This is a genomic window from Anaeromyxobacter dehalogenans 2CP-1 (assembly GCF_000022145.1).
Taxonomy (GTDB): Bacteria; Myxococcota; Myxococcia; order Myxococcales; family Anaeromyxobacteraceae; genus Anaeromyxobacter; species Anaeromyxobacter dehalogenans.
In genome coordinates this window covers 2,498,676-2,512,695 of the sequence record NC_011891.1, presented here as the reverse complement: position 1 = coordinate 2,512,695, position 14,020 = coordinate 2,498,676, and the positions used below count along the sequence as shown (strand labels likewise).

Here is a 14,020-nt window from a genome sequence, read left to right as displayed (position 1 = left end):
GCTAGCTCCCCGCCGCCGGCGGTCCACCGGGCCCGGCGCCGGCGCCGGGCTCCGCGTCGGCCTGCGCCTCGGCCTCGTCGGCCCGCTTCTTGTCGGCGAGCGCGGCCTCGGCCGCGCGCGCCTTCTCGTCCGCCGCGGCCATCGCCTGCTCGAGCTCGTCGAGCGCCGCGTCGCTCTCGGCGCGCTTCGCCTCCAGCTCGGCGCGGAGCTTCTCGTCGGAGAGCTCGGCCACGATGCCCTCGATCCCGGGCGCCTGCTCCGCCGGCGCCTCCTTCTCCACGATGTCGCGGTGCTCCTCGGAGAGCTCGTGGAACTCGCGCAGCGTGGGGAGGGAGGCGAGGTCCTTCAGCGCGAAGAACTCCAGGAACTCGCGGGTGGTGCCGTACAGGATGGGCCGCCCCGGCTCCTCCTTCTTGCCGAGGATCTTGACCAGCTTGCGCTCGAGCAGCGCCTTCACCACCGCGCCGCAGTCCACGCCGCGGATGTCCTCGATCTCGGGGCGGGTCACCGGCTGCCGGTACGCGATGATGGCGAGCGTCTCGAGCGCGGCGCGGGTCAGCCGCTGCGGCTTCACCTTGAGGAAGCGGCGCGCGAAGTCGGAGTTGTCCGGCGAGGTGCGGAGCTGCCAGCCGCCGGCCACCTCGTGCAGCACGATGCCGCAGGGGCCCTCGCGGTAGTGGCCGGAGAGCTTGTCGAGCGCCTTCTCCAGCCGCTCCACCTCGACGCCGCTCGCGGCGCGCATCTCCTCCACGCTCAGCGGGCGCTCGGCCAGGAACAGCAGCGTCTCGACCACGGTGCGGACCCGGTCGGCGCTGAGCCGCCGGGCCGCCGCGGCCAGCTTCTCGAACGGGAGCTCCTTGTCGTCGGCCACGTCGATGTCGGCCGGATCCACCTCGTCGAGCGCCGGGTCGCCCTGCTTCGCCTCCTCGGCGGCCTGGAGCGCGTCCAGCTCGGCCGCGGACACCGACGCCGCGGGCGGCGCGTCGGCAGCCGGCGCGTCGGTACCCGGCGCTTCGGTACCCGGCGCTTCGGTACCCGGCGCGTCGGCAGCCGGCGTCGCGGCAGCGGGCGCGGCCTCGGGCTGCGCGGCGGAGCCCTCCGGCCCCGCGCCGTCCGGCGCGGGCACGTCCTCCGCGGCGGTCGGCCGGTCGGTGGGCTCGGTCATCGGTAGTCCTCCTGTCCGACGGGGACGTCGTCGCCGAGGGTGTCCTTCGCCTCGACGAGGATCTCGGCCCCGGGGCCGGCGTCGTCCAGCGCGGCCTGGTAGATGCGGATGAGCTTCAGCTTCGCCATCTCCAGGATGGCGAGGAACGTGGAGATCACGTTCGCCTTGGTGTTCCGGTTCTCGGCCGGGCCGGCGAGCAGCTCCTCGAACGTGGCGCGCCGCCGCAGCCGGAGCACGTCGGCGACGCGGGAGATGGCGTCGCTGATGGTGAGCCGGTCGGTGATCACGTCGTGCGTGTGCTCCGGGCGCGCGTGCGCGATGGCGCGATCGAGCGCCTCGATGAGCTTGAACACCGAGACGTCGGCGAGCCCCTCCGGCCCGTCCGGCGCGGCGGGGCGCTCGGCCCGGACGCGCCGCGTGAACACGGTGCGGTCGAGGATGTCGCGCCCGCCCAGCTCCTCGCCGGCGGCCTTGTACTTCTGGTACTCGAGCAGCCGCCGCACCAGCTCGGCGCGCGGGTCCACCCCGGCGTCCTCGGGACCGGCCGCGTCCTCGGCCACCTCGGTGCGCGGGAGCAGCAGCTTGCTCTTCATGAGCAGGAGCTGCGCCGCCATGTGCAGGAACTCGCCGGCGATGTCGATGTCGAGGTCGCGCATCGCCTCGAGCGTGGCGAGGTAGCTCTCGGTGATCCGCGCGATGGGGATGTCGAAGAGATCGACCTCGTGCTCCTTCACCAGGTGAAGGATGAGGTCGAGCGGCCCCTCGAACGGCGGCTGGCCCTCGCGGAGCGGGGGGAGCGTGACCCGGAACGCGTCCGCCGCGGCGCGCGCGTCGGCGTCGTCGGCGCGCGGCGAGTCCGCGCCGAGCCCGGCGTCCGTGTCGCTGTTCCTGGCCATCCCGGCGGACCGCCCCCCGTGGTGGGTCCTACTCGAGCTTCATCGCGGCGCGGACCTGGACCATGTTGGCCTCCGCCGCGGCGCGCGCCTTCTCGTTCCCGAGCTGCACGATGTCGTCGAGGTCCTTCGGCTTCGCGAGCAGCGCCTCGCGCCGCGCGCGCATCTCCTCCTGCTGCGGCAGGAGCCGCTCGAGCAGCTTCTTCTTGCAGTCCACGCAGCCGATCCCGGCGGTGCGGCAGTTCTGGTCCACCCAGGCGACGGTCTCGGCGTCGCTCGTCACCTTGTGCAGGTAGAACACGCCGCAGACGTCCGGGTTGCCCGGGTCCTGCCGCCGCTTGCGGGCCGGGTCGGTGACCATGCCCATGATCTTCTTCTGCGTGGACTCGGCGCTCTCGCCCAGGTCGATGGTGTTGCCGTAGCTCTTCGACATCTTCCGGCCGTCGGTGCCCAGGATCTTGGGAGCGGCGGTGAGCAGCGGCTGCGGCTCGGGGAACACCTCGCCGTAGTGGAAGTTGAACTTGCGGACGATCTCGCGCGACAGCTCCAGGTGCGGCACCTGGTCGACGCCCACCGGCACGCGGGTGGCCTTGTACAGGATGATGTCCGCGGTCATCAGCACCGGGTAGCCGAGGAAGCCGTACAGGGCGAGGTCGCGGTCGGTGATGTTCTCGCGCTGCTCCTTGTACGTCGGCGAGCGCTCCAGCCACCCGAGCGGCGTGATCATGCCGAGCAGCAGGTTCAGCTCGGCGTGCTGCTTCACCCGGCTCTGGATGAACAGCGTCGACCGCGAGGGGTCGATGCCCGCGGCGATGAAGTCCACGAACATCTCGCGCTCGGCCTGCTTGATGACCGAGGTGTCGTGGTAGTTCGTGGTGAGCGCGTGCCAGTCCGCGCTGAAGTAGAAGCACTCGTTGTCGTCCTGGAGCTTGACCCAGTTCGCGAGCGCGCCGTGCAGGTGGCCGAGGTGGAGGCGGCCGGTGGGCCGCATGCCGCTGACGATGATGGGGCGCTTCGAGGACATGGATCTCCGGGTGCGGGTCAGGCGGTGATGGCGCCGGCGAGCTGGGCGAGCAGGCCGACCACGAAGCTCGACGGGCCCGAGATGATGCGGCCGGCGAAGACGAAGACGGCGAGGAGCAGGAACGGCGACAGCGCGGTGACGCGCTCCCACTGCGGCCGCAGCCGCGCCGGCATGAACCCGTCCACCACCCGGCTGCCGTCGAGCGGCGGCACGGGGATGAGGTTGAACAGCGCCAGGTTCACGTTCAGCAGGACCATGATCTGCAGGAGCTCGCCCACGCCCTGCCCCGGCGCGATGGCGGTCGGCGCCCACCGCCAGCACAGCGCGAGCGCCACCGTCGAGAGCACCGCGAGCAGGATGTTGGAGATGGGCCCGGCCGCCGCGGTGAGCGCCATCCCCGTGCTCATGTTCACGTTTTGCCGGAATCGCGCCGGGTTCACCGGCACGGGGCGCGCCCAGCCGAACGGGATGCCGAGCAGCGGCAGCAGCACCGTTCCGATGGGGTCCACGTGGGCGATGGGGTTGAGCGTGAGACGCCCCATGCGGGACGCCGTGTCGTCGCCCAGCTTCCAGGCGCTCCACGCGTGCGCGAACTCGTGCACGGAAAGCGAGAGCACGAGCGGGATGAGCATCATCAGCCCGCGTTGGAGGTCGAACCCCATTGCCTAAAGCCTCGTCGGGAAAAGCGGTTCTTTAGCAGCGTGGGGCCGGGCGGTCAACGCGCTCGGCGGCCGCCGGACGCGCCGGGACCGCGGCCCGCTCCCCCCTCCGAACAGCCGGGGCGCGCCGATTCCGCCCGGGATCGCGGCGCGGCTCAGGCGCGGGGGTGGAAGCGGTCGTACAGCCGCTTCACGTGGGTGCGATCCACGTGGGTGTAGATCTGCGTGGTGGAGACGTCGGCGTGGCCCAGCATCTCCTGGACCGCGCGCAGGTCGGCGCCCCCCTCCAGCAGGTGGGTGGCGAACGAGTGGCGCAGCTTGTGCGGTGAGATGCGCCGGCGGATGCCCGCGCGCCGGGCGCAGCGGTCCAGGATCTTCGCGAACCCCTGCCGCGTCATCCGGCCGCCCCGCGGCGTGACGAACAGGTCCTTCGAGCGGCGGCCGTGGAGCAGCCGCTCCCGCGCGACCGCCAGGTACGCCTTCACCGCCGCGGCGGCGGGCGCGCCCACCGGCACGATCCGCTCCTTGTTCCCCTTGCCGCGGGCGACGAGCACCCGCGTCTCGAGGTTCACGTCGTTGAGCTGCAGCGAGACCAGCTCCGAGACGCGCAGCCCGGTCGCGTAGAGCAGCTCCAGCATGGCGCGGTCGCGGATGCCGGCGGCGCTGCGCACGTCCGGCGCGGCCAGCAGGCGGTCCACCTCGTCGTGCGAGAGCAGCCCCGGGAGGCGGCGCCCGGGCCGCGGCGACTCGATCTCGTCCGACGGATCGGCGGGAGTGACGCGCTCGGCCGCGAGGAGCCGGTGCAGCGAGCGGATGGCGGAGAGCGCCCGCGCCTGCGAGCGCGGCGAGAGACCGCGGCGCACCAGCTCGGCGAGGTGGGCCTGGATCTCGCCGCGGCCCACCCGCTCCCAGGCGTCCACCCCCAGCTCGTCCAGGTGCTCGAGGTAGCGGCGCAGGTCGCGCCCGTAGGCCTCGACGCTGTTCTCGGCGAGCCCCTTCTCCACGCGCACGTGGGCGAGGAACAGGTCGAGGGCGGGCTCCAGCGCGGACATCGCGGCGACGATAGCGCCGGGCCCGCGCCCGTCCAGTTCGCGGCCGGCGCGCCGCTCAGGCGAGCAGGTCGGAGACGTCGCCCTTGCCGGCGCGGACCACCACCGGCTCCGGGCCGGAGAGGTCGATGACCGACGACGGCTCGGCCGGGCGGAACCCGCCGTCCAGGATGAGGTCGAGCCCGTGGCCCAGCTCGTCCTTGATGTCGTGCGCGTCGATGAGGATCTCGCCCTCCGGCTTCGCCGCTGACGTGGAGATGAGCGGGTGGCCGAGCCGGCGCACCAGCTCGAGCGCGATGGGGCTGTCGGGGATGCGGATGCCGACCGTCTTCTGCCGCCGCAGCACCAGCTCCGGGACGAGCCGGGTGGCCGGCAGGATGAACGTGAACGGCCCGGGCACCTTGCGACGCAGCACCCGGTAGGCGGCGTTGTCCACGATGGCGTAGCGCGAGATCTCCGCCAGATCCTGGCAGATGAACGCCAGCTCGTGGGTGCGCGGGAGCTGCTTCAGCTGGTAGATGCGCTCGATGGCGCGCTTGTCGAACAGGTCGCAGCCGATCCCGTAGAACGTGTCGGTCGGGTACGCGATCACGCCCCCGGACGAGAGCGCCGAGACGGCGCGCTCGACGACGCGCGGCTGCGGGTGGAGGGGGTCGATCTCGACGATGGGCGCGGCCGGCATGAGCCCGCGATCTAGCAGCTTTCCGCCGGCTCCCCAAGCGCCGCGGCGGAGGCGCGCACCGCGGGCGCCCTCCCGGCACACCGGGCGGGCGTCCGCGGCGCGGGCGACCCTCCGTCAGCTGCGGCTCTTCCCGCGCTCGATCAGCTCGCGGACCTTCTGGCCGCCCTTCTTGCCGATCTCCTCGTAGAAGGCGTGCCCGCGCTCGTCGCGCACCGCGATGCCGCCCTTGCGGCCCGCCTCCGAGACCGTCATCCCGCGCCGGCCCTCGTCCGGCTCGCCCCGCCCGACCTTCTCCTCGTTGTCCGCCATTCCCGTCCCCCTCCCGTCCGCGTGCTAGCGATCGTCCCCCAATCCCTCGCCCTTCCCCGCCTCCTCCTCGGCGCCAGCCTTCCCCTTCTCGATCAGCTCGCGGACCTTGTGCCCGCCCTTCCGGCCGATCTCCTCGTAGAAGGGCGTCCCGCGCTCGGCCTTGATGGTCTCGCCGCCCTTCTTGCCGATCTCCTCGTAGAAGCGCGGCCCGCGCTCGGCCTTGACGGTGTCGCCGCCCTTCTTGCCGATCTCCTCGTAGAACTTGCGGCCGCGCTCGGCCTTCACGGTCTCGCCGCCCTTCTTGCCGATCTCCTCGTAGAACTTGCGGCCGCGCGTCTCACGGACCCGCACCCCGCCCTTGCGACCGGCCTCCGAGACCGTCATCGCCCCCTTGCTGCCGCCCTTCTTCTCTTCAGCCATGTGTCGCCCCCGTCCGTTCACGCACAATGTGGTCGCTGGTCTTCCGCCGGCGCAGGGCCCGGGCGAGCACGTGCTCGGCGATGGCCTCCGCCATGTCCAGGCCGGTGGCCTCGAGGATCCCCTGCCAGCTCGGGTTCCCGTTCACCTCGATCACCGTCGGGCCCTCGTCGCCCAGCACGAGGTCCACGCCGGCGTAGTCCAGCTCGAGCGCCGCCGCCGCCGCCTCCGCCACCGCGCGCACCGCGGCGGGGCACTCCACCGCCTCCACGCGCCCGCCGCCGCCCACGTTGGTGCGCCACTCGCCCGGCGGCGCGTGCCGCACCATCGCGGCCCGAGTCGTGCCCCCGACCACGAACACGCGCAGGTCTCGCCCCGGGTGCGGGACGTACGCCTGCAGGTACACCGCGCCGTCCCTTCCCGCCCGCTCCCGGACGCGGTCTCGCCCCGCCCGATCCGGGCGGACGCGCTCCACGCCCTCGCCGAGCGAGCCCGCCAGTGGCTTCACGACGGACTCGCCGAGCCGCTCCAGCGCGTGCTCGGCGCCGACCGGCGCCTGGGCCACCGCCGCCGGCGGGGTCGGCACGCCGGCGCGGACCAGGAGCCACGAGCTGCGGAACTTGTCCTGGGCCGCGAGCAGCGGCTCGATCCGGTTCACCACCACCGCGCCGGCTCCCTCCATCGCGCGGTAGATCTCGAACTGCGCGTCGGGGTCGCCCTCCCGGCCGAGGCCGCGCGCGAGCACGAACGCATCGACCTCCTCCATCCGCATGGTGCCGAGCGAGACGCCCACGCCCTCCGCCCCCACGCCGGCCGCCATCGCCGACGGATCGATCACCACCGCCTCGCCCCGCCGGGCACACGCAGCGAGCAGGCGCTTGCTGTGCCAGTCCTCCTCCGGCCAGGCGGTCACCACCCCGATCCGGATGAAGCGTTCCATGCGAGGCTTGCTTCCCTTCCCCCACCCCGACCGCCGCGCAACATGGTGACCATGCCCGGCTGGCTGGACAAGGGCGCGCCATCCCGAACCTTTCTCGGAGGTCCCGCCGGGTCCGGCCCGCGGCGCGGCCCGGGCGGCCGCCGGGCGTGCGTCGGCGGCCGTCGCGCGCGCGCGGGCGGCGGGGGACGGAGGAACGGACCGTGAAGTGCGCCGGTCAATCGGCGCGGGCGAGCGCCGCCTCGAGCGCAGCCACCACGCGCCCGGCCTGCTCGCCCTCGAGCGGCCGCCCGTCCGACGTGCGGACGTAGAACGCGTCGGCCGCCCGGTGGCCCTCGGTCGCGATGCGCGCCAGGTCCACCGACACGCCCAGCTCGAAGAACGTGCGCGCGACGGTGTGCAGCAGGCCCACGCGATCCGCGGTGAAGACGTCCACCACGCTGTGGGCGCGGGCGCTGTGGTTGTCGATCACGATCTTGGTGGGCACCCGCGGGAGCGGCTTCGCCGCGACCGAGGAGGCGCGCAGGCGCCGGGTCATCAGGGCGGCGAGCGGCTCCTCGCCCGCGAGCACGCGGACCAGATCCCGCCGCGCGGCGCGCCAGCGCGCCGGCTCGACCGGACCGTCGTCGGGGCCCCGCAGCTCGAACACGTCGAGCGCCCGGCCGGCCAGCCAGCCGGCCGCCGCGGGGTCGGGCGAGCTGGAGAACACCTCGGCGTGCTGGATGTCGATGCGGTGGGCCGCCAGCACGCCCGCCACGATGGCGAGCAGGCCGGGGCGGTCCCGGGCGGTGAGCGCCAGCTCGGTCAGCCCCAGGTCGCGCCGGTGGCGCAGCGCTCCGGCGAGCACCCGGTCGCGCCCGAGCTGGAGCAGTCGCAGGTGGTGCGGCGCCTCCCCGGGCGCGGCGGTCAGGAAGTACCGCGCCGGCATGGCCGCGACGAAGCGTCGCTGCTCGGCCTCCGACCCGTGGCGCGGGCTGGCGGCGAGCGCGGCGACCACCCGCGTCCTGCCGGCCGCCTCCGCGGTCCCGGGCTCCGGACGGCGCTCGCCCCGCTGCAGCACCTCGCGCGTCTTCCCGTACAGCTCGAGCAGCAGCCGCGCCTTCCACTCGGTCCAGGTGCGCGGGCCGACCGTGGCCATGTCCGCGTAGGTGAGGAGGTACAGCTTCTCCAGCCGGTCTAGGGTGCCGACCTCCTCCGCGAACGCGTGGATGAGATCGGGATCCGAGAGATCGCGCCGCTGCGCGATGGCCGACATCCGCAGGTGCTTCAGCACCAGCCACTCGATGTCGCCGGCGTCGTCCGGGTCCACGCCCATGCGCACGCAGGCCTCGGCGGCGATCTCCGCGCCGCGCACCGAGTGGTCCTTGCCCGCGCCCTTGCCGATGTCGTGGAAGAGGGTGCCGAGGTAGAGCGCCAGCGGGCGCGCCTGCGCCTGCATGAGCTCGCCCAGCACCGGCTCCTTCACGTCGCCGCAGCGGAGCGCGAACAGCCGGCGCACCGCGAACAGCGTGTGAACGTCCACCGTGTACACGTGGTAGACGTCGATCTGCCGGCGGGCGGTGATCCGCGCGAACTCCGGCAGCACCTTGGGCAGCACGCCCAGCTCGTGCATCTGCGTGAGGAAGCGGCCGCGCGTGCCGGCCCGCGTGAAGCACGCCAGCAGCTCCTGGTTCAGCTCCGGGTCGGCCGCGCCCTCCGGCGGCAGCTCCTCGGCCACCTGCGCGGCGAGGTCCCGCGCGTACGGGTACAGGTCGAGCTGCTCCCGGTCCGCCGCCGCGAACAGGCGCACCAGCGCCGCGGGCGAGCGGCGCAGCACGTCCTTGTCGGACACGGTGAGCCGGCCGCGGAACACCTTCAGCTCGCCGCCGGGCAGGAACCGGTCCGCGGCGCGGGTGGGCTGCCCCTGCAGCACCGGCACCGGCCGCTCGGCGCCGATGGTGGCGGCCGGCGGCGGCACCATGCGCCAGCCGGTGGCGGTCTGCGTCTCCAGGCACCGGTCCACGATCGCGTCGCACGCCACCAGCACCGCCTTCGCGGCCAGGTAGTAGTGGCGCATGAACTCCTCGACCCCGCTCGCGCCCTCGCGGTCGCGGTACCCCATCGCCTGCGCGACCTGCGGCTGCACGTCGAAGGTGAGCTGGTCCCACTTGCGGCCGGCGAGGTAGTGCATCTCGTTGCGCACCCGCCAGAGGAAGTCGCGCGCGCGGCGCATCTCGCGGATGTCGCGCTCCGGCAGCAGCGCCCGGGAGAGCAGCTCGGTGATCCCGGCGACCTTGAAGCGCACCCGCGCCAGCCACAGCGCCGACTGGAGATCCCGCAGCCCGCCCTCCGACTCCTTCACGTTCGGCTCGAGCAGGTAGAGCGAGTCGCCGAACCGCTCGCGGCGGCCGCGCATCTCGTCGAGCTTGTCCTGCAGGAACTTCTCGACCTTGGCGGTGGAGAGCCCGTGCAGCTCCTCGCGCTCCAGCTCGCGGTAGAGGTCGCGATCGCCGCCCAGCCACCGGAGGTCGAGCAGCGCGGTGCGCGCGGTGTGGTCCTCGGAGGCGAGCTGGTCGCAGGTCTTCAGGTCGCGGACCGCGTAGCCGACCTCGAGCCGCAGGTCCCAGAGCGCGTAGACCAGCCGCTCCGCGGCGGTCTTCACGAACGCGTCCGGCTTCCCCGGCGCGTGGAGCACGAGCAGGTCCACGTCGCTGAACGGCGCCAGCTCGCGCCGGCCGTAGCCCCCCAGCGCCACCAGCGAGACCGGCGAGGGCGCGTGCGCCTGACCCGCCTCGGCCAGCGCGCGGTCCCACAGCGCGCCCACCACCCGGTCCATGGCCGCGCTCTGCAGCCGGACCACCGTGTGCCCGCTCGCCCCGGCGCGGTGGACGTCCTCGACGTAGCGGCGCAGCTCGGCGAACGCGGCCTTGGGATCCCCCGTCACCTGCGGCAGCTCGGCGAGCTTCGCCTCGAACTCGAAGGGCGCGGCCACGGGGAGGTTGATCAGGGCGTCGAGCGCGGGGGGCGTCATCGCGGCGGAGTATAGCGTCCGCCGGCCCCGCGCTCCCGCGGCGGATCACGGCGCCGGCGCGTGGATGGCGGCGAACGCCCGCGGGGCGGCGATCGTTGCCAGGAGATCGGGCACACCTGCCTCCCGGACGAGCACCGGGTAGCGCAGCCCGCCGCGCCAGGCGATCGCGTGCGTCCGGAAGCGGTCGCCCGCCTCGACCAGCAGCTCCAGCGGTCCGCCGCGCTCGGTGGCGCGCAGCGCGTCCTCCAGGCGCTGGCGGGTGTGCTTGCGGCCGTTCACCGCCACGAGCCTCGCGCCCGGCGGGATCCCCGCCCGCGCGGCCGGCGAGCCGGGGACGACGTCCACCACGCGATCCTCGGAGAGGTAGAGGCCGATGGACGCCTCCAGGTTGAACGACCCGAGCACCCGCTCCTGCGCCACCTGGAGCGAGGTGGGCGTGTCGCTGGTGGCGAGCCGCCACCCCGCCGCCTCGATCCCGGCGGTGGGCGCCTCCGGGCGCGGGCGGGCCACGCGCGCGTCGAGGAGGCCGGCCCAGTCGAGCGGCGCCACCTTGCCCAGCGCGGCGATCACCTCGTCGAGCCGGTACGCCGACACGGTGGGCCCGCCGGACCGCCCGCCCAGGAACGCCCGCACGAAGTCGTCGAGGGAGCGGGCGCCGCGCGACTCGCGGCGGATGCGGGCGTCCACCTCCAGCCAGACCAGGGCGCCCTCCCAGTAGAAGTCCACGCTGCGGCGCGCGTACGCGCCCTCGGAGCGCGCCGAGTACCCCACCTGCGCCGCCGCGGCGGTGTCCTCGAGCGATCGCCAGGCCCGGCCGGTGGTGCTCGCCATGCCCTGTGCGGCCACCGCGATCGAGTCCGGCAGGCGCGCGCCGCCGAGGCCGCTGCGCGCGGCGAGGACCCAGCCGAGGTAGTGCGTCAGGCCCTCGTAGACCCAGAGCAGCCGCGCGTCCGGCGGCGCCTGGAAGTCCGCAGCCGCCATCCCCTGCGGCCGCCGCGACTTGCCGTTCCAGGCGTGGACGTACTCGTGCGACAGCAGGCCCGCCCGCGTCCGCCGCGCGATCGGGTCGGCCAGGGCCCGCTCCGGCATGCGCATGTCGGCGCACTGGTGGTGCTCCAGCCCGGAGAAGACGATCTCGTCGGAGAGCGTGACGAGGAACCGGTACCCGGCGAACGGGTAGCCGCCGAACAGCGCGCCGGCCTCCGCGACCAGCCGCTCCACGTCCGCGCGCAGCTCGGCGGGCACCGCCAGCGCGTCCTCCGACTCCGCCGCCACCACCAGCAGGTGCGGCGGGGCGCCGGGCGCGTGCACCGGCAGCTCCATCAGGTGACGGCCGGAGAGGACCGGCGAGTCCACCAGCAGCTCCAGGCTGGCCGGCGCGAACCGCATCGCGTCGCCCTCGCGCGCGGCCACCGGCAGCGCGGTGCTCGCCTTCCAGCCCCGCGGCAGCGTCACGCGCGCGCGGACCGGCTGATCGGCGGCAGGGACGCCGGCCGGTACCAGGACCACCGTCCCCCAGCCCAGGATCCCGAGCTGCGAGGTGAAGGAGGAGCCGGCGGCGGAGCTCCCCTGCCCGGCCGGCGGCGCGAGCTGGTCGAGCGCCACCTCGACGCGCTCCGCGCCGCGGGGCACCTGCAGGTGGAACGCGTACGGATCGACCGGATCGCGCGCCCACGCGAGCGGCCGCCCGCCCGCGGTCACGGCCAGCGAGGCCAGCTCCGCCACCGCGTTGCTGGGCCGGTGATCTCCGGGCAGCCACTTCGGCGCGACCAGGGTGAGCGGGCCGGGCCGCGCCGGGATCACCAGCCGCGCGTGGATCACGCCCGACGGCGCGTCGCGGAGGTCCACCTCGAGGTCGATCGGCGCGGCCGCGGCGCCCAGCGCGGCGAGGCCCACGGCGACTGCGGCTCCCAGCATGCACGCTCCCGGAGAGAGCGTTCACGCATAGCGGAGGCCGGCCGCCGTGTCGAGGGCTTCCGCGACCGGGCACCGCGCGGGGCGCCGCCCGCTCCCCGAGGCGCTCAGCGCGCCGCCGCGACCCGCGCGTCGCCCCGGGCGAACTGCGCGACCGCGCGGGTGATCCCGGACGCGACCTCGTCCTGGTAGCGCGCCGAGCCGAGGCGCTGCTCCTCGGCGCGGTTGGAGATGAACCCGGTCTCGACCAGCACCGCCGGCATGCGCGCGCCCAGCAGCACGTAGAACAGCGCGCTCTTCACGCCGAGATCCTTCACGTCCCCCACCCTCGAGCGCACGCCCGCGCACACCTCGCGCTGGACGAGCTGCGCGAGCCGGCGCGAGCTGTCGGCGCTGGCCTTCGCGTCGAGGTCGCTCAGGATGCGCGCCACCTCCGACGGCGCGTCCTCGGCGTCGAGCCCGTTCTCGCGGGCGGCGAGCCGGGCCGCGTAGCGGTCGTCGGCCACGTTCAGGAAGTAGGTCTCCACGCCGGCGCGGACGCGGCGCGGGTGGGCGTTCGCGTGCACCGAGACGAACAGGTCGCCGCGGGCGGTGTTCGCGAGCGCGGTGCGCTCCTCGAGCGCCAGGAACCGGTCGTCGCGGCGCGTCAGCACCACCTGGAAGCCCTCGGCCTCCAGCTTGCGCGCCAGCCGCCGCGCGATCGCGAGCGTCACGTCCTTCTCGCGCACGCGCGTCGGGCCGATGGCGCCGGGATCGTGGCCGCCGTGCCCGGCGTCCACCACGATGCGACGGATGGGCCCGAGCTCGCCCTCGCCGGCGGACGGGCCGGCCTTGCCCGCGGGCGCGGCCGGGCCGGGCGCCGGCGGCGGCTCCGGCGCGCGGGTCGCCCCGGCGATCGCCTGGTGGATGGCGGCGTGCGTCCCGACGTCCACGATCAGGCGCGGCGGGTCGTCGAGCGTGAAGAGCTGCACCTTGTCGTCGCCGGGCAGGTCCAGCACCACGCGCACGGTGTCCGGGCCGTTCTGCGCCGCGCGCACCCGGTCCACCTGGTCGCCGGCCACGGCGCGCTCGACCGCCTTGCCGTCGAGGTGCGCCGGGCGCAGGTCGAGCGCGAGCCGGCGAGGGCGGTCGCCCTCCGGGGCGAGCTCCAGCTTGTGCCAGCCCACCCAGTGCGACAAGTAGATCGCGACGCGGGTGTAGTCGCCGCTCGACCAGGCCCGGACCTCGGAGACGGTGGCCGTGCCCTCCCCGCCGGACTCGCCGAGCGGCATGGGCCGGGCGGGCTCGCCGCGCAGGTCGGCCAGGGCCGCGTCGAGCGCGGGCTCCGGGGCGGGCTCCTCGTCGGCGTCGGCGGGCTCCGGCTCGGGCGCCGCAGGGGCCGCGGGCGCGGGCGTCGGCGCCCGCTTCGGCGCGGCCCGGGGCGGCGCGGCGGCGCGCGCCGGGCGATCGTCGCCGGCCTCGCGGCGGATCGCGGCGGCGAGCGCGGGCGCGTCGCGCGAGCCGAGGCGCGTCGCGCGCGCCGCGAGCCGAAGCGCCTCGTCGCGATCCGCCTCCACCGCGGACCAGCGGTACAGCGCGTACCGCGCGCGGGACGCCTCGAGCAGCGCGGCCGGCGCGTCCTTCCCGCGCGCCGCCTGCTCGAGCCCGCGGATCGCCTTCTCCCAGTTGTGGCGGTAGCGGCGCCGGTTCCGGTCGCGCATCAGCGCGGACATCGCGGCCTTGGCGTCCACCAGCCGGCTCACCTTCGCCCGGGCCGCGGGCTTCTTCGGCGCCGGGGCCGGGCGCGCGCGGGCCGCCGTTCGCCGCGGCGCGTCGTGCTTCGCGGCGGCGGGCGTCCTGCCGCGGTAGCGCGCCGCCGGCGCTGCCTCCACCGGGGCAGCGAGCATCAGCACGGTGAGCAGGACGGCGGCGCGGCGCATGGGAGGGCGAATGTCCCCCCGCTCGATATCTCCGTCCAATTT

General features: G+C 74.8%; 12 protein-coding genes. All 12 read right to left on the bottom strand.

Features of this window, described 5'->3' with window-relative positions:
• Position 1: 1 nt before the first annotated feature.
• Positions 2–1,165 carry an SMC-Scp complex subunit ScpB gene (scpB, locus tag A2CP1_RS11370; RefSeq protein ID WP_012633434.1) on the bottom strand — a complete coding sequence of 388 codons (1,164 nt, stop codon included), beginning with the start codon at positions 1,163–1,165 and terminating at the stop codon, positions 2–4.
• Complete coding sequence (locus A2CP1_RS11365; protein ID WP_012526199.1) at positions 1,162–2,061, bottom strand: segregation and condensation protein A; 900 nt, start codon at positions 2,059–2,061, stop codon at positions 1,162–1,164. The genes scpB and A2CP1_RS11365 overlap by 4 nt, the downstream gene beginning before the upstream one ends.
• Before the next feature lie 28 nt (positions 2,062–2,089).
• A complete protein-coding gene (trpS, locus tag A2CP1_RS11360) occupies positions 2,090–3,082 on the bottom strand; it encodes a tryptophan--tRNA ligase (RefSeq protein ID WP_012633433.1) in 993 nt (330 codons plus the stop codon).
• 17 nt (positions 3,083–3,099) lie between these two features.
• Complete coding sequence (locus A2CP1_RS11355) at positions 3,100–3,717, bottom strand: site-2 protease family protein (RefSeq protein WP_150106341.1); 618 nt, start codon at positions 3,715–3,717, stop codon at positions 3,100–3,102.
• Between the two features lie 179 nt (positions 3,718–3,896).
• Positions 3,897–4,793: a site-specific tyrosine recombinase XerD gene (gene xerD, locus A2CP1_RS11350; RefSeq protein ID WP_012633431.1), complete on the bottom strand. Its 897-nt coding sequence runs from the start codon at positions 4,791–4,793 to the stop codon at positions 3,897–3,899.
• Positions 4,794–4,848: 55 nt separating this feature from the next.
• Entirely contained in the window at positions 4,849–5,472 is a 624-nt protein-coding gene (locus tag A2CP1_RS11345; RefSeq protein ID WP_012526195.1) for an L-threonylcarbamoyladenylate synthase, read from the bottom strand.
• Between the two features lie 114 nt (positions 5,473–5,586).
• Positions 5,587–5,781 (bottom strand): hypothetical protein, encoded by a 195-nt coding sequence (locus A2CP1_RS11340; protein ID WP_012526194.1) that lies wholly within the window; start codon positions 5,779–5,781, stop codon positions 5,587–5,589.
• A 24-nt stretch (positions 5,782–5,805) separates the two neighbouring features.
• Positions 5,806–6,201 (bottom strand): general stress protein, encoded by a 396-nt coding sequence (locus A2CP1_RS11335; protein WP_012633430.1) that lies wholly within the window; start codon positions 6,199–6,201, stop codon positions 5,806–5,808.
• Complete coding sequence (locus tag A2CP1_RS11330; protein ID WP_012633429.1) at positions 6,194–7,138, bottom strand: ATP-grasp domain-containing protein; 945 nt, start codon at positions 7,136–7,138, stop codon at positions 6,194–6,196. Before A2CP1_RS11330 ends, A2CP1_RS11335 begins: the two co-directional genes overlap by 8 nt.
• Before the next feature lie 214 nt (positions 7,139–7,352).
• Positions 7,353–10,145 (bottom strand): [protein-PII] uridylyltransferase, encoded by a 2,793-nt coding sequence (gene glnD, locus A2CP1_RS11325; RefSeq protein ID WP_012633428.1) that lies wholly within the window; start codon positions 10,143–10,145, stop codon positions 7,353–7,355.
• A 45-nt stretch (positions 10,146–10,190) separates the two neighbouring features.
• On the bottom strand, positions 10,191–12,062 hold the full coding sequence (locus tag A2CP1_RS11320) for a M61 family metallopeptidase (protein WP_012633427.1): 1,872 nt from the start codon (positions 12,060–12,062) through the stop codon (positions 10,191–10,193).
• Positions 12,063–12,166: 104 nt separating this feature from the next.
• Positions 12,167–13,978 carry an N-acetylmuramoyl-L-alanine amidase gene (locus A2CP1_RS11315; RefSeq protein ID WP_012633426.1) on the bottom strand — a complete coding sequence of 604 codons (1,812 nt, stop codon included), beginning with the start codon at positions 13,976–13,978 and terminating at the stop codon, positions 12,167–12,169.
• Positions 13,979–14,020: the final 42 nt, after the last annotated feature.